Here is a 23049-nt window from a genome sequence, read left to right as displayed (position 1 = left end):
CCGACGGTACTGATTCGCGTCGGCATCGGGTCGTCGGCTATTCTTGAGCGGTTGTCTGCTGGCCGGTCGGCCTGCGGACGCCCCCATCGTTCGAGCATCGTCTCGAGAAGTCTCAAGTTTCAGGAGTTCGCCATGGCTGCGGTCTGTGATATGTGCGGCAAGGGACCTGGTTTCGGCCACAACGTCTCCTTCTCGCACCGGCGCACGAAGCGTCGCTTCAACCCCAACATCCAGCGTGTCCGCGCTGTCATCAAGGGCACCCCGCAGCACGTCAACGTCTGCACCAAGTGCCTCAAGGCCGGCAAGGTCTCGCGCTAGTCACCACTGGTCACTTCAGGTGAAGTGACTCTAGAGTCATCTCGTGACCCACGAGATGACCACCCGCGTCCACGCCTACGGTGACGACGCACTCGGCGACCTCGACTCAGTCGGGGTCGCCGCTGCCATTGCCGCCGGCGACATCAGCGCACGCGAGGCCACCGAGGCCGCGATCGCGCGTGCCGAACGGGTCAACCCGGCGCTCAACGCCATCCAGACGCCCGACTTCGATCGTGCCCGTGCGCGGTCCGACTCGGCGCGCAGAGGACCGTTCGCCGGGGTGCCCACGTTCGTCAAGGACAACACCGAGTTCGAGGGGCTGCCGGCGACGCAGGGCTCGCTCGCGGTGGCCATCCGGCCCGCGACCGCGCACGCACCGTTCACCGAGCAGCTCCTGTCGAGCGGCGTCAACGTGCTGGGCATCAGCACGATGCCGGAGTTCGGCTTCAACGCGACCACCGAGTACGAGACCCTCCCGCCGACGCGCAACCCGTGGGACACCCGATACTCCGCCGGGGCCTCGTCCGGCGGGTCGGCCGCGCTCGTCGCCGCGGGCGTCGTCCCGATCGCCCACGCCAACGACGGAGGCGGATCGATCCGCATCCCCGCCGCTGCGTGCGGGCTGGTGGGCCTCAAGCCGACCCGCGACCGGGTCGTGCAGGCCGCCGAGGCGGCGCAGCTGCCCGTCGACATCATCTCCAACGGCGTGGTCACCCGGACGGTGCGCGACACCGCCCACTTCCTGGCGGCCACGCAGTCCTATCGCCCCGCGAAGGGCCTCCGCCCGGTCGGGCTCGTGGAGGGACCGTCCGACCGGCGCCTGCGCATCGGCGTCATCGTCGACTCCATCACCGGGCACCCCACCGACGACGAGACCCGCCGGGCCGTCGAGACCACGGCATCGACGCTGGAAGGCCTCGGCCACCACGTCAGGCCGTACGAGCTGCCGGCCGTGCTGGCGCAGACCTTCGTGCGCGACTTCGTCCACTACTGGGGCCTGCTCGCGTTCTCGACGCAGACATTCGGCAAGCGGGTCATGGGTCCGGGCTTCGACAAGACCCGCACCGATGCGCTGACCCGGGGCCTCGCGCGTCAGTTCGGGCGCAGCTTCTGGCGCACCCCGACGACGGTGCGCGGGCTCAAGCGCAGCGAGCAGGTCTATCGGGGCGCGTTCGACGACCTCGACCTGATCCTGTCGCCGACCGTCGGCTACACGACGCCCGAGCTGGGGCACCTGTCCCCCGCCGCCGGCTTCGACGTGATGTTCGAGCGTCTGCTGCAGTACGCGTCGTTCACCCCGCTCAACAACGCGTCCGGGGGCCCCGCCATCTCGCTGCCGCTGGGACGCACCGCGAACGACCTGCCGATCGGGGTGCACTTCTCCGCGATCCACGGCGACGAGCAGACCCTCCTCGAGATCGCGTACGAGCTCGAGGCGCACACGCCGTTCGCTCGCATCCAGGACTGAGCCCCCCGGGAGGTGGACTCGCAACCTCACCGCAACTGCGTCGGTGACTTCTCAACCGTGTGAGAGCCGATGACGTTGCGGATCCACCTTCCGGGTGGTGTCTCAACGAAAGTGCTGGTGACCCGCCGGACCCTCGTAGGGCGCCCCGTCGAGCGTCACGCCGCTGCCGTCGGAGACCGCGCCGATGCGGGTCCATCCGGCCGGAAGGGTTGTCTCGGAGCTGAAGGTCGCCACCAGCGCGTAGTCGTCTCCTCCGGTGAGCACGAAGTCGAGCGCCTCACGGCCCAGCGCCTCCGAGACCGTCGCCACGGGCTCGGGGATGACGAAGGTCGAGCTGTCGAGGTCGATCGCGACACCGCTCGCATCCGCGATGTGGCTGAGGTCGGCCAGCAGCCCGTCGCTGATGTCGGTCATCGACGTCGCACCGGCACCGGCCGCCTGGGGCCCGGCGGCATAGGGAGGATGCGGCACCCGGTGGGCCTCGACGGCCGCCTTCGGCGAGCGGAACCCGCGGCTCAGGGTCGCGAAACCGGCGCCGGCGAGGCCCAGGTCGCCGGCGTAGGCCACGACGTCGCCCGGCAGCGCCCCCGAGCGTCGGACGGGCCGGGCCGCGTCGCCCATCGCCGTGACGGCGATGATGATCTTGTCGGACGCGGTGACGTCGCCACCGACGATGTGCGCGCCCACGTGCGCGCACTCGATCTCGAAGCCCTTGACCATCTCGAGGGCCCACGCGACGGGCAGGTCGGCCGGTGCCCCGAAGCCGACCGTCAGGGCCGTGGCGACGCCGCCCATCGCGTTGATGTCGGACAGGTTGCAGGCCGCGGCCTTGCGCCCGATGTCGTACGGGGACGACCAGTCGCGGCGGAAGTGGCGTCCCTCGACCAGCAGGTCGGTCGAGACGAGGAACGTGCCGTCGTTGGTCGACACGTGGGCCGCGTCGTCGCCCGGGCCCAGCAGGACGTGCCTGTTCTCGCCGATCTGCGAGCGGACCTGGTCGATCAGCCCGAACTCCCCGATGTCACCGATCGTGGGCCCGTCCGTGGCGCTGGCGTTCATGGGTCCATCTTGTCGCAGCCGGAGCCCGGAGCTCGCACGACATCCGGTAGCGTGGGACAGTCGTCTTGACCCGAAGGAGCACCCGATGGCCGTGCAGGCATACATCCTCGTCCAGACCGAGGTCGGCAAGGCCGCTGACGTCGCCCGGGCGATCGGCGACATCGCCGGGGTGACCCTGGCCGAGGACGTCACCGGGCCGTACGACGTCATCGTGCGCGCCGAGGGTCCGAGCATGGACGAGCTCGGCACGCTGGTCGTCTCCAGCATCCAGACCGTCCCGGGCATCACCCGCACCCTGACCTGCCCCATCGTCCGCATCTGACCCGTGCGCACGCTCCTGCCCGGCGGTGTGCTGCTGGGCGTGCTCCTGACCGTGTCGGCCTGCAGCCCCGGTCTCGCCGTCGACGCCTACCCCACCGAGCGGGGCACGGAGATCGACTGCAAGGCGCTCTATGCCGACGCGCCTCGACAGGTCGCCGGTGAGGACGCGATCCTCGTCGAGGACGACACCGCGGTCGCGTGGGGCGCGCCGCCGATCATCCTGCGCTGCGGCGTGGAGAAGCCGGCGATCCTCGACCCCGAGGACCCCGCCGACGTGCCGCCGTGCAACTTCGTCGACGGCGTCGACTGGGTGTCGGAGACGACCGCCGACGGCTACCTGTTCACGACGATCGGCCGCGCGTTCTACGTGAGCGTCGAGGTGCCGAAGGACTACGACCCGGCCGCCGACGCCCTGGCCGACGTCGCCGCCGCCGTGAAGAAGCACGACCCGTCCGTCACGCCCTGCGAGTAGACCCGCTCAGCGCAGGCCGGTGTCGCGCTGCAGCGCCAGCTGGACGAGCCGGTCGACGAGCTCGGCGTAGGGCACACCGCTGGCCTCCCACAGCCGCGGGAACATCGAGTAGGGCGTGAACCCCGGCAGCGTGTTGATCTCGTTGATCACGAGCCCGTCGTCGGTGAGGAAGAAGTCGACCCGAGCCAGTCCCTCGCAGCCGACGGCCTCGAAGGCCTGCACCGCGTAGGTGCGGATGCGGTCGCTCAAGGTGACGGGGATGTCAGCCGGGACGACGTTGAGGCTCGTGCCGTCGAGGTACTTGGCCTCGAAGTCGTAGAACTCGTGGTCGGACTCCTCGGCGACGGTGATCTCACCCACCACGCTCGCGACCGGCTTGCCGTCGGGCTGCTGGATGACCGCGCACTCCAGCTCACGCTTGCCGCGGGCCGCCGACTCGACGATGACCTTGGGGTCGAAGTCGCGTGCCGTCGTGACCGCGAGGTCGAGGTCGTCCCACGAGTCGACCATCATGACGCCGGAGCTGGAGCCCGCGCGGGCCGGCTTGACGAACACCGGCAGGCCCAGCGCGCGGATGCGGTCCTCGACCCGCGACCGGTCCTGCTTCCACTCCCACGGACGAATCGTGACGTACGGGATCTGCGGCAGGCCCGCGGCCGAGAAGACCGTCTTGGTGAAGGGCTTGTCCATGCTGACCGCGCTCGCCAGGACGCCCGCGCCGACGTAGCGGATGTCGGCCATCTCGAGCAGGCCCTGGATCGTGCCGTCCTCGCCCCACGGGCCGTGGAGCACCGGGAACACCGCGTCGAAGTCGCGCAGGCTCTCCCACAGGAACGGGGGCAGGTCGTCGCGCACCTCGGGCAGCGTGCCGGGGGCCAGCTCGCCCCAGGTGGCCGTCTCCTCGACCCAGGCGCCGTCGCGGGTGATGCCCACGGGCTGCACGGCGTAGCGGTCGGTGTCGATCGCGGCGAGGATCTCGCGCGCGGTCAGGCACGACACGCCGTGCTCGCTGGAACGGCCGCCGAAGATCACGGCCAGGCGTGGCTTGTCAGGATGCGATGTCTCAAGGCTCATTGCCCAGAACCCTATCGTTTGGAATGTGGGTGGCTCGGTGCACAATGGCCTGATGCATGGACACGATCTCTCGCCCTCGACCATCGCGGTCGGTGCAGGGCGTCCTGACCGCGTCCCGGGGGGACCGCTCAACGCGCCGATCACGCTGGCCAGCGCACTCGTGCCCGGCGGCGGATCCGAGTACGGACGGCAGGGCAATCCCACCTGGGACTCCTTCGAGACGGTGCTGGGCGCCCTCGAGGGAGGTCGCGCCCTGGCCTTCTCGTCCGGCGTCGCCGCCTCGGCCGCACTGTTCGACCTGGTGCCGGCCAAGGCCGTCGTCGTCGCACCCCGCCACGCCTACTACGGCACGATCGAACAGCTCGTGGAGCGCGAGCGGCGCGGACAGATCGAGCTGAGGCTCGTCGACATCGACAACACGCCCCAGGTCGTCGCCGCGTGCGATGGTGCCGCCCTGGTGTGGATCGAGTCGCCGACCAACCCGGCGCTCGAGATCGCTGACATCGCGACGATCGCCCGCGCGGCCACCGCCGCCGGTGCAGCCGTGGCGGTCGACAACACCTTCGCGACCCCGCTGCGCCAGCGTCCGCTCGACCAGGGCGCCGACTTCGTCGTGCACTCCGCGTCCAAGCTCCTGTCGGGCCACAGCGACGTCATCCTCGGCGCGATCGTCACCAACGACGACCGGGCGTTCGCGGCGATCGCGAAGCGTCGCACCGTGCTCGGCGCCATCCCGGGCGCCATGGAGACCTGGCTGGCCGCGCGGGGCGTCCGCACGCTGCACGTGCGCCTCGACCGCGCCGAGGCCAACGCCCGCGAGCTGCACCAGCGGCTGTCGGCGTCGCGCCACATCGTCTACAGCCGCTACCCCGGCTTCGGCACGATCATCGCCTTCGAGGTCGTGGGCGGACCCACCGTCGCGCAGAAGATGACCGAGCAGAGCGACATCATCACCTACGCGACGAGCCTCGGCGGCGTCGAGTCGACGTGGGAGCGACGTCGCAGGCACCCCGGCGAGCCGCAGAGCGTCCCCGAGGGGCTCATCCGCCTGTCGGTGGGCATCGAGGACGTCGAGGACCTCTGGATCGACATCCAGAACGTCCTGGCCGCCTGCGTCTCCTAGGGCGACGTCAGCGGGCCTCAGACCGTCTCGGGCTTGGCCTGACGGGAGATGAGGCGCTGGACGAGCTCGTCGGGGCTCATCTCGCCGGCGACGAGCGCCGCGACGTGCTCGACGATCGGCATCTCGACGCCGTTGATCTTGGCGAGCTCGCTGACCGACTGGCACGACTTCACGCCCTCGGCGACCTGTCGTGTCTGCGCCATGATCTCGTCGACGCTCATGCCCTCGCCGAGCTTCTCGCCGAACGTCCGGTTGCGTGACAGCGGCGACGAGCACGTGGCGACCAGGTCACCCATGCCGGCCAGGCCCATGAACGTGACGGGGTCTGCTCCGATCGCGACGCCGAGGCGCGCGGTCTCCGCCAGGCCGCGGGTGATGACCGATGCCTTGGTGTTGTCGCCGAAGCCCAGTCCGACGCACACGCCGACGGCCAGGCCGATGATGTTCTTGGCGGTGCCGGCCAGCTCGCAGCCGACGACGTCGGTCATCGAGTAGGGACGGAACGCCGCGGAGTGCATGAGCTTCTGGAGCCGCTCGGCGACGGCCTGGTCGGCGCACGCGACCACGCTGGCGGCCGGCTCACGGTTGGCGATCTCGCGGGCCAGGTTGGGGCCGGAGACCACGGCGATCCGCTCGGGACCCGCGCCGGTGAGCTCGGCGATGACCTCGCTCATGCGCTGGTGGGTGCCGAGCTCGATGCCCTTCATGAGGCTCACGAGGACTGCGTCGGCCGGGATGTGCTCGGCCCACGCCTCGAGGTTGGAGCGCAGCTGCTGCGACGGCACCGCCAGGACCACGACCTCGGCGCCGGCCAGCACCTCGGCGGGATCGTGGGTCGCCGAGATCGCCTCGGGCAGCTCGATTCCGGGCAGGTAGTCGGAGTTCTCGCGGGTGGTGTTGATCGTGTCGCAGAGCTCGGGGCGACGTCCCCAGAGGCGTACGTCGTTGCCGGCGTCAGCCAGCACCAGGGCGAAGGCCGTTCCCCAGGATCCTGCGCCCATCACGGCTGTCTGCGCCATTCACGATTCCCATCTCTCGTCGCTGCTCGATCAGCCCTGGTAGTTGGTCCGGGGCCTGCTCAACGTATGCACGTCGATGCGCGGTGTCGAGGGAGTCTCGCCGCGCACCTGCGACATCATCTCAGTCAGGACGTCCATCAGGCGGGACGTCGCCGTGTTGAGAAGCTCCTCGGTGAGCTCCTTGCCGGCGAGGTCCGACAGGTCGAGGGGGTCACCCACCCTCACGTGGATGGTCTTGCGCGGGAAGAGGCGCAGGCGCTTGGTGTAGGGCCACAGGATCGCCTGGGGGCCCCACTGCATGACCGGCACGAGCGGCCTGCCCGTCGCCAGGGCCACCCGCACGGCTCCCGTGCGCCCTGACATCGGCCAGGCAGCGGGGTCGCGCGTGATCGTGCCCTCGGGATAGATCGCGACGACGCTGCCGGCCTCGACCGCCTCGACAGCCGCGCGCAGCGACTCCACCGCGCCGGCGGTGCTGCGGTAGACGGGGATCTGCTCGGCGCCGCGCAGGATGTGGCCCCCCACCGGCAGCGACATCAGCGTGTCCTTGGCCAGGAAGCGCGGCGAGATGCCCTGGTCGACCATGAAGTGCGAGATCAGGAACGGGTCGAGGTGCGAGATGTGGTTGGGCGCGAGCACGAACCCGCCGCTCGGGAGCTTCTCCTGGCCCTGCCAGTCGCGCTTGGTCAGCAGCATGAGGATCGGCCGCACGAAGAACACGATGATCCGCATGGTCCGCGGGAACTGGCGACGCTCCATGGGCCGAGCCTAATCCCCTCGGGGCGGCACTAGGGTGAAGGGCATGCAGGGCACGGTGGCGAGCTTCGACCAGACGACCGGGTCAGGACACGTCCTGACCGATCAGGGTGTTCCCCTCGACTTCGGGGTCGAGGCACTGGCCGACCACATCCGCCTCCTGCGGGTGGGACAGCGGGTCTTCGTCGAGACAGAGGCCTCCGGCGAGGTCACCGGCATCGCCATCTGGCCCACCCGCTGACGAGACCGTTTCCGCCCCCTGACGAGACCGTTGCGGCCCCTCCAGGAGACCGTTTCCGCCCCGGGCAGGGGCGATAAAGGTCTCCTCGAGGGGCGCGAAGGATCTCGTCAGCGGTGGGTCAGAGGGTGACGGGCTTGAACGACGGGCGCGTCGACTCGTAGGCCACGATGTCGTCCTCGTGGCTCAGCGTGATGCCGACGTCGTCGAGGCCCTCGAGCAGGCGCCAGCGGGTGTAGTCGTCGATCGTGAACGAGTCCTCGATCGCGTCGACGCCCTCGCCGGCCTTGACCGTGCGCGACTCGAGGTCGAGCGTGATCGATGCACCCGGGTTGTCGTCGAGGTAGTCCCACAGACGCTGGACGACCTTCTCGTCGACCTGCGCCGCGAGCAGCCCGGCCTTGCCGGAGTTGCCTCGGAAGATGTCGCCGAAGCGCGAGGAGATGACCGCCTTGAACCCGTAGTTCTGCAGCGCCCAGACGGCGTGCTCGCGGGACGAGCCGGTGCCGAAGTCGGGACCCGCCACGAGGACCGTCGCGTCCTTGTAGGCGTCTCGGTTGAGGACGAAGTCGGGATCGCTGCGCCACGCCGAGAACAGCCCCTCCTCGAAGCCGTCACGGGTGACCTTCTTGAGCCAGACCGCGGGGATGATCTGGTCGGTGTCGACGTTGCTGCGACGCAGCGGCGCGCCAACACCTGTGTGGGTCGAGAACTTCTCCATGGTCAGGCTCCTGCCTTCTCGAGCTCGGCGAGGTCGGCCGGGCCGGCCAGGTGGCCGAGGATGCCGGTCGCGACGGCGACGTCGGGCGACACCAGGTGCGTGCGCCCCCCCTTGCCCTGACGGCCCTCGAAGTTGCGGTTGGAGGTCGACGCGCTGCGCTCCCCCGGGGTCAGCTGGTCGGGGTTCATGCCCAGGCACATCGAGCATCCCGCTCCGCGCCACTCGGCTCCGGCGTCCTTGAAGATGACGTCGAGGCCCTCTTCCTCCGCCTGCAGCCGCACGCGCACCGAGCCCGGCACGACCAGGATGCGGGTGTCGTCGGCGACCTTGTGGCCCTCGATGAGCGACGCGGCGACGCGCAGGTCCTCGATGCGACCGTTGGTGCACGAGCCGATGAAGACCGTGTCGACCTTGATGTCCTTCATCGGGGTGCCGGCCTCGAGGCCCATGTAGCGCAGGGCGTTCTCGGCCGCGACGCGCTCGTTGTCGTCCTCGAACGACGCCGGGTCCGGGACGTTGCCCGACAGCGCCACGCCTTGGCCGGGGTTGGTGCCCCAGGTGACGAACGGCGTGATGGTCGACGCGTCGATCGTGATGACCTTGTCGAACTCGGCGTCGTCGTCGGTGACGAGGCTGTCCCAGTGCGCCACGGCGGCGTCCCAGTCGGCCCCGGTCGGCGCCGACGGACGGCCCTGGAGGTAGTCGTACGTCGTCTGGTCGGGCGCGATGAGGCCAGCCTTGGCGCCCCACTCGATCGACATGTTGCAGATCGTCATGCGGGCCTCCATCGACAGAGCCCGGATGGCCTCGCCGCGGTACTCCACGATGTAGCCCTGGCCACCGCCGGTGGTCTCCTGGGTGATGAGGGCCAGGATCAGGTCCTTGGCCGTCGAGCCCACGGGCAGCTCGCCGACGACCTCGACGGCCATCATCTTGGGCTTGGCCTGCGACAGCGACTGCGTCGCGAGCACGTGCTCGACCTCGGAGGTGCCGATGCCGAACGCGATCGAGCCGAAAGCGCCGTGCGTCGAGGTGTGCGAGTCGCCGCACACGATCGTCATGCCGGGCTGGGTCAGGCCCAGCTGCGGGCCGACGACGTGGACGATGCCCTGGTCGATGTCACCCATGGGGTGCAGGCGGACACCGAACTCCTCGCAGTTGCGGCGCAGCGTCTCGACCTGCGTGCGCGACACCAGGTCGGCGATCGGCTTGTCGAGGTCGGTCGTCGGGATGTTGTGGTCCTCGGTCGCCAGCGTGAGGTCGGGACGACGCACGGCGCGGCCCGAGAGGCGGAGACCGTCGAACGCCTGCGGGCTCGTGACCTCGTGGATCAGGTGGAGATCGATGTAGAGGAGGTCGGGCTCGCCCTCGTGGCGGCGGACGACGTGCTCTTCCCAGATCTTCTCGGCAAGTGTCTTGCCCATGGCGCTCTCCTCGGCTCCCCTGCTCGCGCAGGACCCTCTCGTTGCAGGACCCCGTGGTTCCGGGGTACTTGCGTCTCACAATGCGATACGGCAGTATCAAGACATGGACAACTCTAGCGGAGTCGGCGTTCTCGACAAAGCCGCCATGGTGCTGGCTGCCCTCGAGCCCGGACCGGCCACGCTCGCCGGACTCGTGGCGAGCACCGGGCTCGCCCGCCCGACCGCCCACCGCCTCGCTGTCGCGCTCGAACATCATCGACTCGTCGCCCGTGACATGCAAGGGCGGTTCATCCTCGGCCCGCGCCTGGGCGAGCTCGCCGCCGCTGCCGGCGAGGACCGCCTGCTCGCGGCCGCCGGCCCCGTCCTCGCCCGTCTGCGTGACATCACCGGCGAGTCGGCCCAGCTGTTCCGCCGCCAGGGAGACTTCCGGGTCTGCGTGGCCGCCGCCGATCGGCCGACCGGCCTGCGCGACTCCATCCCGGTCGGCGGCCAGCTGACCATGAGCGCCGGCTCCGCCGCCCAGGTGCTGCTGTCGTGGGAGGACCCCGAGCGCATGAACAAGGGGCTGCTCAAGGCAACGTTCTCCGCCGCCGAGCTCTCGGCCGTGCGCCGTCGCGGGTGGGCGCAGAGCGTCGGTGAGCGCGAGAACGGTGTCGGCTCGGTGTCGGCGCCCGTCCGCTCACCCTCGGGCAAGGTCGTCGCCGCCGTGTCGGTCTCGGGTCCGCTCGAGCGCCTGACCCGACAGCCCGGACGGATGCACGCGCCTGCCGTCGTCGCCGCCGCGGAGCGCCTCTCGCAGAGCCTGCGCCGCAGCAGCTGATCGCCTAGGCCGCCAGGTCGTCGGGCCCGACGGCACGCATGACGTGGTCGTCAGCGACGTGGACGGGCCACCGACCGAGGCCCACCGCATCGAGGGCGCCGGCGAACGCTCGGACCCACTCCAGGTCGGACGCCCGGGTGCCGGCGTGCGTCGGTCTCGCCCACACGACGGCGCACGAGCCCTGCGGATCAGCCTGGTCGAGGGCGGCACGCAACGCCTCGGCCAGGTGGGTCACCATCTCGTCGTCGGGGTCGCGGGGGCACTCGGTGACGTGGATGACCGAGCGGAACACCTCGCCGTCGCGGTCGATGAGGATCGCGAACACCTGCCGGCTGGCGAAGCCGAGGGGCTCGATCAGGCGGCGCCAGCAGGCCTCGAGGTCGGCGGCGGTGTGGACGATGTCGCGGCGTGGAGTCATGCTCCACCATCGCCACGACCGTCCGTGGCTGTCGACTCGTTCGTCCACAGCCACGGACGGCGTTCAGGCGGAGGAGATCAGGCCGAGAAGATCAGGCCAAATAGATCAGGCCAGCGCGGCGATGAGCTGGTCCTTGCGCATGCGCGAGTAGCCGGCGACGCCCTTCTGCTTGGCCGCAGCGCGCAGCTGGGCCACGGTCGGCTCGGTGGCGGATGCCTTCGCCGCGGGTGCCTTGGCTGCAGGCGCCTTCGCGGCCGGGGCCTTGGCAGCCGGGGCCTTCGCGGCCGGGGCCTTGGCAGCCGGGGCCGGTGCGGTCGCGGGGGCCGGTTCGGGCGTGCTGTCGGGGATCACGGCGTCGATGACGTCGTCGACCGCGTCCTCGACGGCCTTGCGGGCCTTCTTGACCTGCGCGAGGCCGGAGTCCTTGGCCCTCTTGGCGGCCGACTTGCCGGACGTCGTCGCCGCAGCCTGACGCTTCTTGAGGTCAGCCTTGAGGTCGGACGCCTTCTTCTCGGCCTTGTCGACGCTCTTCTCGAGCCGCGCGACCGTCGCCCTCAGCTTCTTGATCGTGGCCTTGGCCGCGGCGAGCTCGGCCTCGGCGGCAGCAGCGAGCGACTTCTTCGCACTCGACTTCTTGGCACCGGCCTTCTTGGCACTGGGCTTATTGGCACTACCGGGCTTCTTGGCGGTCGACGCCTTGTCGGTCGACTTCTTCTGGGCGGCCATGGTTCTCCTCAGGCTGTGACGGGAGCCGTGATCGTCGCACGTCCAGGTGAACAACCCCCGAACGGCGTACCCGGCGCGCCGCACGTCAGATCAGCACGTGCAGCAGCTCGTCCTTGCGCAGGCGCGAGTATCCGGCCACGCCCTGCTCCTTCGCCGCGGCCCGCAGCTGGGTCACCGTCCAGGTCGCGGCGGGCAGCGCCGGCGCTCCGCGGAGCGCCAGCGGCTCGGCTCGCGGGTGGTCGGCGATCACCTGTCGGGGGCCGGCCTTGGTCGTCGTCCGCTTGCGCGCTGCGTGCGCGGCCTCGGCGATCGCCCGCTCAGCAGCGGCCCGCAGCTTCTTGGCCCGCGACTTCTGCTTCTGCGCCTTCCTGCGCCAGGTCACCACGTCCATCTCGAGGGTCTTGACCTGCGTCTTCAGCCGCGCGACCTCCGCGGTCAGCTCCTCCACGCGGGACGTGGCGTCGGCGAGACGCTTCTGGGCCTTCGCCGCCTTCTTGCCCTGCTGGGTCATCGCGTCCTGCTTCGCCATCTCGGCCTCCACCTCCGTCTGACGGCATCGTGCCGGACGCGGATGAACGCCGGGCGAACACGTCAGAACAGTCCGGGTCGCTCCAGGTCGAGCAGCGTGCGCTTGCGCTCCAGGCCGCCGGCATAGCCCGTCAGCGATCCGTCCGCCCCGATCACGCGGTGGCACGGCACGACGATGGGGATGGGGTTGGCACCGTTGGCCGCGCCCACCGCTCGCGAGATGACCGGCTCGTAGCCGAGCCTGCGGGCGATGTCTCCGTAGCTCGCGGTCTCGCCGTACGGGATGCGCACGAGCTCGCCCCACACCTTCTTCTGGAACTCGGTCCCGTCGTTGGCGAGCGGCAGGTCGAACGTCGTGCGCTCGCCGCCGAAGTACTCGCCCAGCTGCTGCTCGGCGAGATCGAGCAACGGGTCGGCCACCCGGCAGTGCCGGGGACGGCTCGCGCCGAAGTCGATCGCCGTGACGAGGCCGGCCGAGGTGCGGATGCGCAGGCCCCCGATCGGGGAGTCCATCCATCGGGTCGTCATGGTGCTGTCCTTTCGAAGGCAGAGGTGGCACGCCACAGGTGCATGCCGGCGTAGGAGCGCCACGGACGCCACCGCTCGGTGTCGTCGGGCGTGATGCCACGGCGCTCGAGCTCACGGCGCAGCACCAGGTCGGTGGTGAGGAGGACGTCAGGATGTGCGAGCGCACGCATCACGACGTAGTCGGCCGTCCACGGACCGATGCCGCGCATGCCGACCAGCTGCTCGCGGACCGCCTCGCGATCGCCCCCGGGATCGAGGTCGAGCGTGCCGTCGGCGACGTCGCGGGCGAGGTCGATGATCGTCCGAGCCCGGGACTGCGGCATGCCCAACGACGTCGGGTCGGCGTCCGCGAACGCCTCGGCTGCCGGGAACGCATGGGTCAGGCCGTGCGCCGCGGCGAGCGCGAAGTCGACCCGGGTGCCGCGTGACGGGACCTGCCGGCCGAGGACGGTGTTGGCACCCGCCACCGAGACCTGCTGCCCGACGATCGTCCGCACCGCGACCTCGAAGCCGTCGACGTGCGACGGCACGCGCAGGCCGGGCGCCTCCTCGACGAGCGGGCGCAGGATCTCGTCGGCCGCGAGGACGCCGTCGATCGCCACGGGATCGGCGTCGAGGTCGAGCATCCGGCGGGCCCGCCCGATCGCGACGGCCGTGTCACGCAGGTCGGCGAGCTCGAGCTCGCACTCGACCCGGTCGTCGTGCAGCGTGAGCGCCATGACGCCGAGCCCGTGCGGAAGCCGCAGCACCCGCGCGTAGGTGCGGTCGCGCACCGTCTCGACACCCGGCAGCACGTGCGCGGCGAGGAAGTCGAGGAGCGCCCCGGCGTTGAACGGCAGGCGCACCGCGAGCCGGACGGTGATGCGACCGGTGGGCGTGGTGCGCCGTCGACCTCGCATCTGGGTCGGGGTGAGCGCGTAGGTCTGCCGGACCGAGTCGTTGAACTGCCGGATCGAGGCGAAACCGGCAGCGAACGCGATGTCGGACATCGCCATCTCCGTGGTCTCGATCAGCACGCGGGCCGCGTGCGCACGGTTGCTGCGGGCCAGCGCCAGCGGACCCGCGCCGAGCTCCTGGGTCAGCATGCGGTTGACGTGTCGCTGGCTGTAGCCGAGCCGGCCGGCGAGCCCCTCGACCCCTTCGCGCTCGACGACCCCGTCGCCGATCAGGCGCATCGCGCGGCCGACGGCATCGGCGCGCACGTTCCACTCCGGGGATCCCGGAGTGGTGTCGGGCCGGCACCGACGACAGGCCCTCAGCCCGGCGTCCTGGGCCGCCGCGGGGGTCGCGAAGAAGGTCACGTTGTGCGGGTGGGGCGTGACCGCCGGGCAGGACGGTCGGCAGTAGATGCCCGTCGTCCTGACACCGGTGTAGAAGACCCCGTCGAAGCGCGCATCGCGAGCCTGGACGGCCCGGTAGCAGCGATCGTGGTCGGTGAACATGCCTCCATCATGACTCCCGCCACCGACACTGACTGGCGGATAACGGACATGACGGTCGGAGCCGGACAAGTTCCTGTGATAGACCGTGCCTGTGACCAGTCACTCCTCTCGCCCCGCCTCACCCGGGCGACTGCTCGTCACCTGGCTGCGCTCTCGGGACGTCGGGCGTGATCTCCTGACCCGCATCGCTGCCGACGCGTCGGGGCACACGGTCGACGAGGTCAGGGTGGTGCATGCCTGCCGTACGTGCGGGAGCGACCGCCACGGCAAGCTGCAGGTCCGCCTGCCCCCCGGCGCTCGCCCGCTGCACCTGAGCCTCGGCCGCTCGGGCGACCAGGCGGTGGTCGCCGTCAGCGACGCCGGCCCCGTCGGCGTCGACGTGGAGGCCACCGGCCCCGCCTCGTCCGGCCTGGTCACGTGGGTGCGCAAGGAGTCGGTGGTCAAGGCCACCGGGCACGGACTGACGATCGACCCCGACGCGATCGGGGTCTCCGAGCCCGACGCTCCCCCCGCGCTGCAGGCGTGGCCCGAGTCCGAGCCGATCGGCGCACCGGTGTGGATGTTCGACCTTCCCGCTCCCGACGGCTACGTGGCTGCCGCGACCGTGCTGGCGCCCGCACCACCGGTCGTCACGCCGGAGGCAGCTCCGGCAGGATGACGTCGCGGAGCCACCGGTCGAACAGCTCGCCGACGTCGGCTCCGCAGCGCTCGGCGGCCAGCGCCACGAACTGCTCGGTCGTGACCGATCCGTGGGCGAACCGCGTCGTCCAGTCCTGGACGAGCTCGAAGAAGGCCGTGTCGCCGACCGTGAGGCGCAGGGCGTGCAGCAGCAGGGCTCCACGCTTGTAGACCCGGTCGTCGAACATCAGGTCGGGACCGGGGTCGCCGAGCACGAGGTCCTGCGGCAGTTCGTCGAGCAGCTTCCAGTGGGTCTCGGCCTGGTCGTCGGCCGACGGTCCGCCCGACTCCTGCGACCAGAGCCACTCGGCATAGCAGGCGAAGCCCTCGTGCAGCCAGATGTCGCGCCAGCTGCCCAGCGTGAGGCTGTTGCCGAACCACTGGTGGGCCAGCTCGTGGGCGATGAGGCGCTGGTGCTCCCACTCGGTCGTGCTGAAGTTGGACCCGAACACCGAGAGCCCCTGGGCCTCCAGCGGGATCTCCAGCTCGTCCTCGGTGATGACGGCGGTGTAGCCGGCGAAGGGATACGGGCCGAAGAGCCGAACGAAGAAGGCCATCATGTCGGCCTGCCGGCCGAAGGTCTCCGCGACGACGGCGCCGCTGCCGACCGGGTGCACCGTGCGGACCGGGACGGACGAGCCCGCCTCGGACGTCTCGTAGCGGCCGATCTGGATCGTCGCGAGATACGTCGCCATGGGCGAGCTCTCGACGAAGGTCCAGACCGTGGTGCCCGCGCGGCGGCGGCTGGTCTCGAGCACGCCGTTGGCGACGACGACATAGCTCGACGGGGCCGTCAGCTCGATCTCGTAGGTGGCCTTGTCGGAGGGACGGTCGTTGCACGGGAACCACGACGGTGCGCCGTGCGGCTGCGAGGCGACGATCGCTCCGTCGGTGAGCTCCTCCCACCCGGCGTCGCCGTCGAGACCGGGCATCGGCCTGGGCGAGCCGGCGTAGGCGACGACGACCGTGAAGGTCTCCCCCGCCGCGATGGTCGTGCGCGGCCGGACGACGAGACGGCTCTTGTGGTGGGAGTACTTCGCCGGGGCGGCACCGTCGACCGTGACCTTGGAGACCCTCAGGTGGTAGAGATCGAGCTCGAAGCGCTCGAGGTCGTCACGCGCCGTGGCGGTGATCCACGCCCGACCGCCGAGCTGGTTGGAGTCGACCTTGTACTCCAGCTCGAGCCGGTAGTGCCCGACGTCGTACGAGAGATCACCGTGATCGGGGACGTAGGGGTCGTGGCCGGGCTCGGCGGAGACGGTCGACTTCACAGGACGACGTCGTCCTCGGTCCACGGACCGATCGGGTTGCCGATCCAGCGCGTCTTGCGGGGCACGGACTCCCCGCGCATGACCAGCGACACGGGCCCGATCGTCGCGTGCGAGCCCACGGTCGCCGCGGGCAGGATGACCCCGTGTGGTCCGAGGGTCGATCCTGGCTCGAGCGTCACGGTGTCCATGCTGAGTATCCGATCATGGAACAGGTGGGTCTGCACCACGCAGCCCCGGTTGACGGTGCTCCCCTCTCCGAGGACGATCAGGTCGGCCTCCGGCAGCCAGTACGTCTCGCACCACACTCCGCGCCCGATCTCGGCCCCGAGCGAGCGCAGCCAGACGTTGAGCAGCGGCGTCCCGGACGCCGTGCGGGCGACCCACGGCGCGCCCAGCAGCTCCACGAACGTGTCGGCGAGCTCGTTGCGCCAGACGAACGAGCTCCACAGCGGGTGCTCCCCCGCGCGGACCCGCCCGACCAGGGCCCACTTCGCACCGGCCGACACGGCCGCGGCCACCGCGCCGACGCCGATCATCACCAGGCCGGACAGGAGCGCCGCCGCGGGCCAGCCCCAGACGTCCACGACGAGCTCCAGCCCGAGGACGGCCGCGAGCGCCAGCAGGCCGCCGATCACCAGCGGGACGACACGGGCGACCTCGATCGACGCCCGCGCCACCCGCAGGCCGCGCGTGGGCTCACGGGTCCGGCTGACGTCGACCTCCCCGGCGGTGCGTCGCAGCTTGCGAGGCGGGCTGCCGAGCCACGACGTGCCGGCCTTGGCCTTGGCCCGCTGGGGCGCGGCCGAGAGCACCGCGACGAGACCGCCCTTCGGCACCTTGCGCCCCGGCGCGGTCATGCCGGAGTTGCCGACGAAGGCGTGCCGGCCGATCTTGACCTGCTCGACGCGCAGCCATCCGCCGCCGAGCTCGTACATCCCGAGCATCGTGTCGTCGGCCAGGAACGCCCCGTCGTTGACGGACGTCAGCGCCGGGAGCATCAGCACCGTCGACGCCTCCACGTCGTCGCCGATCCGGGCACCCAGGGCGCGCAGCCACAGCGGCGTCAGGGTGCTGGAGTAGAGCGGGAAGAGCCAGGTCCGCGCCTCGTCCATGGCCCGGAACACCGACCACGCCCGCCACGCCGGACGGCTGTGCACCGCGTACGTGCCGCTCTCGAGCCCGATCGACTGGATCCGGACGAACACCAGCAGCAGGAGCGCGAGCGCGACGTAGGCGACCACCACGGCGAGCGGAGCGACGTACGTCAGCCGCAGGGCCGCCTCGCCGAGGCCGTCAGCGGGGCGCACGAGCGGCGCGACCACCGCGGCGGCCGCCAGCACCGCCTGCACGGGCAGCGCCGCCAGGAACGCCGCGACGACGCTGTAGGCGACGGTCCAGCCGGTGCTCCGTGCCGCCCGCGTGCTCGTCTGCGGGCCGCGGGCCGGCCCGTTGTGCCGCGCGGGCGCCCCGGACCAGTACTCCCCGGCGGGGACCTCACCGAAGACGGCCGAGCCGGCGCCGACCTCGGCTCCCTCACCGATGCGCGCGCCGGGACCGAGCAGGCTGCGCACACCGATCCGGGCGTCCGCGCCGATCACGACGGGGCCGACGTGGAGCGTGTCGCCGTCGATCCAGTGGCCGGACAGGTCGACCTCGGGCTCGATCGATGCTCCCGCGTCGATCGAGAGCAGACCGGTGATGGGCGGCAGGGAGTGCAGGTCGACGTCCTTCGCCACCCGAGCACCGAGCGCGCGGGCGTAGGTCCGCAGCAGTGCAGCGCCCGAGAGCGACCCGGCCCGCAGCTCGTCGGCCACGTGCTCGGCCAGCCAGAGCCGCAGGTGCACCCCACCGCCGCGGGGGTGCGAGCCCGGCGCGACGCCGCGCAGCAGCAGGCGTGCTGTGGCGGCGGCGAGCAGCATCCGCCCCGGCGGCGCGATCAGCAGGGCGACCCCGAGCACGACCCACACCCACGGCAGCTGTGGCAGCCACGGCCAGTCGAGCACCGACGCAGCCAGGTGGTGACCGAGGGCGATCCACGTCAGCCAGCGCAGACCCGTGATGGTCCGCAGGGGCACCACCAGCAGGCTCTGCGCGACCTGCGTCGAGAGACGGACGGGCCGCACCGAGGCGTTGCGCCGGGCCTGCGCCGACGACATCGCGTCGAGCGTCGTCGCCAGGTCGGCGACCGTCGGGTGCTCGTAGACGTCGGCGACCGTCACCTCGGGGAACTGCTCGCGCAGGCGGCCGACGAGCTGCGCCGCACTCAGGCTCCCGCCGCCGAGGACGAAGAAGTCGTCGGCCGGGCTGGTGACGACGGCCCCCAGCAGGTCGAGCCAGATGTCCTTGAGCCAGGCACTCGTGCCGTCCAGCGTCGCCTCGGTCTCGCCGGCACCGATGCTCCTCAGGGGCCAGGGCAGCGCGTCGCGGTCGATCTTGCCCGAGGTGCGGGTCGGCATGTCGTCGACGCGGCCCAGTCGCGGGACGAGCGCCTCGGGCATCTGACGACGCAGGATGTCGAGCGACGCCGCGAGGTCGAACGTGTCGTCGGTCGTGACGTAGCCGACCAGGATGTGGTTGCCCGCCTCCGTGGTGCGCACGGCCGCGGCAGCTGCCACGACCCCGGGCAGCGCGAGCAGGGCGCTGTCGATCTCGCCCAGCTCGATCCGGCGTCCGCCGATCTTGATCTGCTCGTCGGCCCGACCGACGAACACGAGCCCCTCGCCGTCGAAGCGCACCACGTCGCCGCTGCGGTAGGCCCGCTCCCAGCCCAGGGTCGGCATCGGCGCGTACTTGTCGGCGTCCTTGGCCGGATCGAGGTAGCGGGCCAGCCCGACCCCGCCGATGATCAGCTCGCCGTCCTGGCCCGGCTCGACCTGCCGGCCCTCCGCGTCGACGACGGCGAGGTCCCACCCGGCCAGGGGCAGGCCGATCCGCACGGGCTCGCCCGGCGAGAGCTGCGCCGCGCAGGCCACCACGGTCGCCTCGGTCGGCCCGTAGGTGTTCCAGACCTCGCGGTCGGGGCCGGCCAGCCGCTCGCCGATCTCGGGCGGGCAGGCCTCGCCGCCGAGGATCAGCAGCCGCACGTCCTCGAGCACCCCGGCGGGCCACAGGGACACCAGGGTGGGCACGGTCGACACGACCGTGATGCTGTTGGCGATCATCCACGGGCCGAGGTCGCTGCCGCTCTTGACGAGCGAGCGCGGCGCCGGGACGAGGCACGCCCCGTGGCCCCACGCGAGCCACATCTCCTCGCACGAGGCGTCGAACGCGACCGAGAGGCCCGCCATCACGCGGTCACCCGCGCCGAGCGGGCTGCCCTGCAGGAACAGCGCCGCCTCGGCGTCGACGAACGCCGCGGCCGACCGGTGCGAGACCGCGACGCCCTTCGGGGTCCCGGTCGAGCCCGAGGTGAAGATGACCCACGCGTCATCGGTGGGCCGTGGCAGCCCCTCGTCGGCGGCCAGCTGCGGTGCACGCCGGCCGGTGATGGTCAGGCCGTTGCCGACGACGGCCGCGACGTCGGCCTCGGAGAAGACCGTGCGGGCCCGGGAGTCGGGGTCGTCGACGTCGACGGGCACGTAGGCGGCACCGGCGACCAGCACCCCCATGATCGCGACATACAGGTCGAGGGTGCCGGAGTCGACCCGCACGCCGACCCGGTCTCCCCGTGCGACGCCCTGCTCGCGCAACGACGACGCGAAGGCGTCCGCCGCCTCGTAGAACTCGCCGTAGGTCAGGACGCTCGAGCCGTTGTCGAGCGCCGGGGCGTCGGGGTCTGTCGCGACGGTCTCGCGCACGATGTCGACCAGGGTGCGGACCGAGGGCGCGTGGTGCGACCGGATCAGGGGCGAGACGCCAGCAGAAGAGGTCGTGTCCCGAGCGTGCACGCAGGTCAGCATGCCCTGTCGACCTGAACGGCCGGTGAACGGCCGTTCGGCCGGCGTCCATCTCGACGTGCCACTCGCGCGCCGGCGGCGGGCCCCGGGAACCACAGAACCCCGCCCCTCGACGAGGGACGGGGTTCTTCCATGGGTAGCCCCGACGGGATTCGAACCCGCGCTACCGCCTTGAGAGGGCGACGTGCTAGGCCGCTACACAACGGGGCCATGGAGTGGTCATGTGACCGGATGAAACCCTACCAAAGCGCACATTCGTGCAGTTCAGAGGGTGTCGCTGGGATACTAGGACTCGAACCTAGAATGGCGGTACCAGAAACCGCTGTGTTGCCAATTACACCATATCCCAATGGCTGCGGACCGCGTCCGAACCGAGGTCAGACTTTACCCGACGGACCGCCCGCACCCCAAACCGGCCCACCTTTAGGTGGTCGCCCCCAGCGCGGCGTCGAGCCTCGCGATGGTCTTGCGGTGACCCAGCAGCTCGAGCGACTCGAACAGCGGCGGCGAGATCCGACTTCCCGTCACCGCAACGCGAACCGGCCCGAACGCCAGCCGTGGCTTGAGCCCGAGACCGTCGATCAAGGACGCCCGAAGAGCCCCTTCGATCGTGCCGGTCGTCCACTCGGCGCTGCCGGGAATCGCGTCGAGCGCCTCGCGAGCGGCACGGACGACCTCCAGGCCGGCCTCGTCGAGGTTCTTGGCCGCGTCGGCCTCGTCGACCGAGAAGTCGGCGTCGGACACGAACAGGAAGCGCAGCATGTCGACGGCCTCTGTGAGCAACGTCATGCGCTCGTGCACCAGGGGTGTCGCCGCGGCCAGGAGACCCAGCTGGGTCTCGGTCGGCTGCTGGTCGATCAGACCGGCCTCCTGGAAGTACGGCAGCAGCCGCTCGCGGACCTGCTCCTCGGTGAGGAGACGCACGTGGGAGCCGTTGATCGCCTCGGCCTTCTTGATGTCGAAGCGCGCCGGGTTGGGGTTGACCCGCCCGATCTCGAAGGCCTCGACCATCTCGGGGATGCTGAAGACGTCGCGGTCCTCGGCGATCGACCAGCCGAGCAGCGCCATGTAGTTGAGCAGCCCCTCCGGCAGGAAGCCCTTGGGCTTGTAGTCGAGCAGGTTGGACTCGGGATCGCGCTTGGAGAGCTTGCGGTTGCCCTCCCCCATCACGAACGGCAGGTGGCCGAACTCGGGCGTGAACCCGCCGCCGATGCCGATCTCGGCGAAGGCCTCGTAGAGGGCGATCTGGCGCGGGGTCGAGCTCAGCAGGTCCTCACCGCGCAGCACGTGGGTGATGCCCATCATCGCGTCGTCGGTGGGGTTGGTCAGCGTGTAGAGCGGCTGCCCGTTGGCACGGACCAGGACGTAGTCCTGCACGTTGGCCGAGTCGAACGTGATCTCGCCGCGGACCAGGTCGGTGAACGTGTAGGTGCGCTCGGGCATCTTGAACCGGATGACCGGCTCGCGCCCCTCGGCCTCGTAGGCGGCCTGCTGCTCGGGCGTGAGGTCGCGGTGCAGGCCGTCGTAGCCGCTGGGCTTGCCGGCGGCACGCGCGGCGTTGCGGCGGGCCTCCAGCTCCTCGGCGGTGTCGTACGCCTTGTAGGCGAAGCCTGCGTCGAGCAGCTGCTGCGCGACGTCGGCATAGATGTCCATCCGCTCGGACTGGCGGTAGGGACCGTTCGGACCGCCGACCTCGGGGCCCTCGTCCCAGTCGAGACCGAGCCAGTGCATGACCTCGACGAGCAGCGCGTAGGACTCCTCGTTGTCGCGCGACGTGTCGGTGTCCTCGATGCGGAAGACGAACGTCCCGCCGTGGTGACGGGCGAACGCCCAGCTGAACAGCGCCGTGCGGGCCATGCCGACGTGCGGGTTGCCGGTCGGGGACGGGCAGAAGCGCGCCACCACCGGACGGGTGAGATCAGTCATTGCGGGAGACCACCTGGTTCGTCAGAGTTCCGAGGCCTTCGACCGTCACGCTGACGGAGTCGCCGACCTCCATGGGACCGACACCGTCAGGGGTGCCGGTGAGGATCACGTCGCCGGGCAGCAGGGTCATGAACGACGACACGTAGGCGATGACGTCCGGGACCGTGAAGACCATGTCGGACGTGCGACCGTCCTGCTTCAGCTCGCCGCCGAGCTCGGTCGTGACGCGGACGTCCGACGGGTCGAAGTCGGTCTCGATCCACGGACCGAGCGGGCAGAACGTGTCGAAGCCCTTGGCCCGGGCCCACTGACCGTCCTTGGCCTGCAGGTCGCGCGCCGTGACGTCGTTGGCGACCGTGTAGCCGAAGATCACCTTGGGGGCGTCCTCGACGGACACGTCCTTGCAGATGCGACCGATCACGACCGCGAGCTCGCCCTCGAAGTGCACGTTGGTGCTCTGCTCGGGATAGAAGATCGGCTCGTTGGGCCCGATGACGCTCGTGTTGGGCTTGAGGAAGATCAGCGGCTCGTCGGGCACCTCCCCGCCCATCTCGGCGGCGTGCTTGGCGTAGTTCTTGCCGACGCACACCACCTTGCTGCGCGGGATGACCGGCGCCAGCAGGCGCACGTCCTCCAGCGGGATCTTCTGGCCGCTGAGGTGGAGGCCCGCGTAGAGCGGATCCCCGTTCAGCACGGCGATGGTGGGGACGCCGTTGTCGTCCCCGATGACTCCGAAACGGGGATCGTCGTCCCCGGCAAACCTGGCGATACGCATAGGACGCCAGCCTATCGGTCCGCGCCCCGGCGACTGACGCCGCAAGAT

Annotated in this window: 23 protein-coding genes and 2 tRNA genes; 8 read left to right on the top strand and 17 right to left on the bottom strand. The window is 70.8% G+C overall.

Annotation, left to right across the window (positions count from 1 at the left end; all coding sequences use genetic code 11):
- Nucleotides 1-132: 132 nt before the first annotated feature.
- Nucleotides 133-318, top strand: coding sequence for a 50S ribosomal protein L28 (rpmB, locus tag HQK15_RS16055; protein ID WP_173492507.1), 186 nt, complete (start codon nucleotides 133-135; stop codon nucleotides 316-318).
- Nucleotides 319-361: 43 nt separating this feature from the next.
- Complete coding sequence (locus HQK15_RS16050) at nucleotides 362-1786, top strand: amidase (protein WP_367649220.1); 1425 nt, start codon at nucleotides 362-364, stop codon at nucleotides 1784-1786.
- A gap of 102 nt (nucleotides 1787-1888) precedes the next feature.
- Here HQK15_RS16050 and HQK15_RS16045 read toward each other — a convergent pair whose 3' ends face one another.
- Nucleotides 1889-2845: a thiamine-phosphate kinase gene (locus HQK15_RS16045; RefSeq protein WP_173492506.1), complete on the bottom strand. Its 957-nt coding sequence runs from the start codon at nucleotides 2843-2845 to the stop codon at nucleotides 1889-1891.
- An 85-nt stretch (nucleotides 2846-2930) separates the two neighbouring features.
- On the opposite strand from HQK15_RS16045, the gene HQK15_RS16040 reads away from it, so the two are divergent.
- Together HQK15_RS16040 and HQK15_RS16035 are read left to right on the top strand one after the other, a co-directional pair.
- Nucleotides 2931-3167 carry an Lrp/AsnC family transcriptional regulator gene (locus tag HQK15_RS16040; RefSeq protein WP_173492505.1) on the top strand — a complete coding sequence of 79 codons (237 nt, stop codon included), beginning with the start codon at nucleotides 2931-2933 and terminating at the stop codon, nucleotides 3165-3167.
- Between the two features lie 3 nt (nucleotides 3168-3170).
- A complete protein-coding gene (locus HQK15_RS16035) occupies nucleotides 3171-3638 on the top strand; it encodes a DUF3515 family protein (RefSeq protein ID WP_173492504.1) in 468 nt (155 codons plus the stop codon).
- A gap of 6 nt (nucleotides 3639-3644) precedes the next feature.
- On the opposite strand, the gene HQK15_RS16030 is transcribed toward HQK15_RS16035, so the two are convergent.
- The gene (locus HQK15_RS16030; protein WP_173492503.1) at nucleotides 3645-4712 is read right to left on the bottom strand and encodes a D-alanine--D-alanine ligase family protein; all 1068 of its coding nucleotides are present in this window, start codon (nucleotides 4710-4712) and stop codon (nucleotides 3645-3647) included.
- A 52-nt stretch (nucleotides 4713-4764) separates the two neighbouring features.
- On the opposite strand from HQK15_RS16030, the gene HQK15_RS16025 reads away from it, so the two are divergent.
- On the top strand, nucleotides 4765-5835 hold the full coding sequence (locus tag HQK15_RS16025) for a trans-sulfuration enzyme family protein (RefSeq protein WP_173492502.1): 1071 nt from the start codon (nucleotides 4765-4767) through the stop codon (nucleotides 5833-5835).
- Nucleotides 5836-5852: 17 nt separating this feature from the next.
- Here the strand turns inward: HQK15_RS16025 and HQK15_RS16020 are convergent, their stop codons facing one another.
- Nucleotides 5853-6854 carry an NAD(P)H-dependent glycerol-3-phosphate dehydrogenase gene (locus tag HQK15_RS16020; protein ID WP_173492501.1) on the bottom strand — a complete coding sequence of 334 codons (1002 nt, stop codon included), beginning with the start codon at nucleotides 6852-6854 and terminating at the stop codon, nucleotides 5853-5855.
- Between the two features lie 30 nt (nucleotides 6855-6884).
- Nucleotides 6885-7613: a lysophospholipid acyltransferase family protein gene (locus tag HQK15_RS16015; RefSeq protein ID WP_173492500.1), complete on the bottom strand. Its 729-nt coding sequence runs from the start codon at nucleotides 7611-7613 to the stop codon at nucleotides 6885-6887.
- Nucleotides 7614-7656: 43 nt separating this feature from the next.
- Here HQK15_RS16015 and HQK15_RS16010 point away from each other — a divergent pair, with 43 nt between their 5' ends.
- A complete protein-coding gene (locus tag HQK15_RS16010; RefSeq protein ID WP_173492499.1) occupies nucleotides 7657-7851 on the top strand; it encodes a cold-shock protein in 195 nt (64 codons plus the stop codon).
- A 118-nt stretch (nucleotides 7852-7969) separates the two neighbouring features.
- Here HQK15_RS16010 and leuD read toward each other — a convergent pair whose 3' ends face one another.
- On the bottom strand, nucleotides 7970-8569 hold the full coding sequence (gene leuD / locus HQK15_RS16005) for a 3-isopropylmalate dehydratase small subunit (RefSeq protein WP_173492498.1): 600 nt from the start codon (nucleotides 8567-8569) through the stop codon (nucleotides 7970-7972).
- Nucleotides 8570-8571: 2 nt separating this feature from the next.
- A complete protein-coding gene (gene leuC, locus HQK15_RS16000) occupies nucleotides 8572-9993 on the bottom strand; it encodes a 3-isopropylmalate dehydratase large subunit (protein ID WP_173492497.1) in 1422 nt (473 codons plus the stop codon).
- 103 nt (nucleotides 9994-10096) lie between these two features.
- On the opposite strand from leuC, the gene HQK15_RS15995 reads away from it, so the two are divergent.
- Nucleotides 10097-10813: an IclR family transcriptional regulator gene (locus HQK15_RS15995; protein WP_153652209.1), complete on the top strand. Its 717-nt coding sequence runs from the start codon at nucleotides 10097-10099 to the stop codon at nucleotides 10811-10813.
- 4 nt (nucleotides 10814-10817) lie between these two features.
- Here HQK15_RS15995 and HQK15_RS15990 read toward each other — a convergent pair whose 3' ends face one another.
- From HQK15_RS15990 to HQK15_RS15970, 5 genes are all read right to left on the bottom strand, one after another.
- Nucleotides 10818-11231 carry a hypothetical protein gene (locus HQK15_RS15990; protein ID WP_173492496.1) on the bottom strand — a complete coding sequence of 138 codons (414 nt, stop codon included), beginning with the start codon at nucleotides 11229-11231 and terminating at the stop codon, nucleotides 10818-10820.
- A 105-nt stretch (nucleotides 11232-11336) separates the two neighbouring features.
- A complete protein-coding gene (locus HQK15_RS15985; protein WP_173492495.1) occupies nucleotides 11337-11957 on the bottom strand; it encodes a Rho termination factor N-terminal domain-containing protein in 621 nt (206 codons plus the stop codon).
- Between the two features lie 85 nt (nucleotides 11958-12042).
- A complete protein-coding gene (locus HQK15_RS15980) occupies nucleotides 12043-12486 on the bottom strand; it encodes a Rho termination factor N-terminal domain-containing protein (protein ID WP_173492494.1) in 444 nt (147 codons plus the stop codon).
- 62 nt (nucleotides 12487-12548) lie between these two features.
- Nucleotides 12549-13013, bottom strand: a complete 465-nt coding sequence (locus tag HQK15_RS15975) for a methylated-DNA--[protein]-cysteine S-methyltransferase (protein ID WP_173492493.1) — start codon at nucleotides 13011-13013, stop codon at nucleotides 12549-12551.
- A complete protein-coding gene (locus HQK15_RS15970; RefSeq protein WP_173492492.1) occupies nucleotides 13010-14455 on the bottom strand; it encodes an AlkA N-terminal domain-containing protein in 1446 nt (481 codons plus the stop codon). Before HQK15_RS15970 ends, HQK15_RS15975 begins: the two co-directional genes overlap by 4 nt.
- 91 nt (nucleotides 14456-14546) lie before the next feature.
- Between HQK15_RS15970 and HQK15_RS15965 the strand changes: the two genes are divergently transcribed.
- Nucleotides 14547-15113, top strand: coding sequence for a 4'-phosphopantetheinyl transferase superfamily protein (locus tag HQK15_RS15965; protein ID WP_173492491.1), 567 nt, complete (start codon nucleotides 14547-14549; stop codon nucleotides 15111-15113).
- On the opposite strand, the gene HQK15_RS15960 is transcribed toward HQK15_RS15965, so the two are convergent.
- From HQK15_RS15960 to HQK15_RS15935, 6 genes are all read right to left on the bottom strand, one after another.
- Entirely contained in the window at nucleotides 15085-16404 is a 1320-nt protein-coding gene (locus tag HQK15_RS15960) for a M1 family metallopeptidase (RefSeq protein ID WP_173492490.1), read from the bottom strand. The genes HQK15_RS15965 and HQK15_RS15960 overlap by 29 nt on opposite strands.
- Nucleotides 16401-20291 (bottom strand): Pls/PosA family non-ribosomal peptide synthetase, encoded by a 3891-nt coding sequence (locus HQK15_RS15955; RefSeq protein ID WP_367649219.1) that lies wholly within the window; start codon nucleotides 20289-20291, stop codon nucleotides 16401-16403. Before HQK15_RS15955 ends, HQK15_RS15960 begins: the two co-directional genes overlap by 4 nt.
- A 146-nt stretch (nucleotides 20292-20437) precedes the next feature.
- Nucleotides 20438-20510: transfer RNA gene (locus HQK15_RS15950), tRNA-Glu, on the bottom strand.
- Nucleotides 20511-20577: 67 nt separating this feature from the next.
- Nucleotides 20578-20649, bottom strand: a tRNA-Gln gene (locus HQK15_RS15945).
- A gap of 74 nt (nucleotides 20650-20723) precedes the next feature.
- Nucleotides 20724-22226 (bottom strand): glutamate--tRNA ligase, encoded by a 1503-nt coding sequence (gltX, locus tag HQK15_RS15940; protein ID WP_173492488.1) that lies wholly within the window; start codon nucleotides 22224-22226, stop codon nucleotides 20724-20726.
- A complete protein-coding gene (locus HQK15_RS15935; protein WP_173492487.1) occupies nucleotides 22219-23001 on the bottom strand; it encodes a fumarylacetoacetate hydrolase family protein in 783 nt (260 codons plus the stop codon). The genes gltX and HQK15_RS15935 overlap by 8 nt, the downstream gene beginning before the upstream one ends.
- Nucleotides 23002-23049: the final 48 nt, after the last annotated feature.

This window comes from Aeromicrobium stalagmiti (genome assembly GCF_013283745.1).
Classification (GTDB): Bacteria; Actinomycetota; Actinomycetes; order Propionibacteriales; family Nocardioidaceae; genus Aeromicrobium; species Aeromicrobium stalagmiti.
This window is presented reverse-complemented; position numbering and strand designations above follow the sequence as displayed.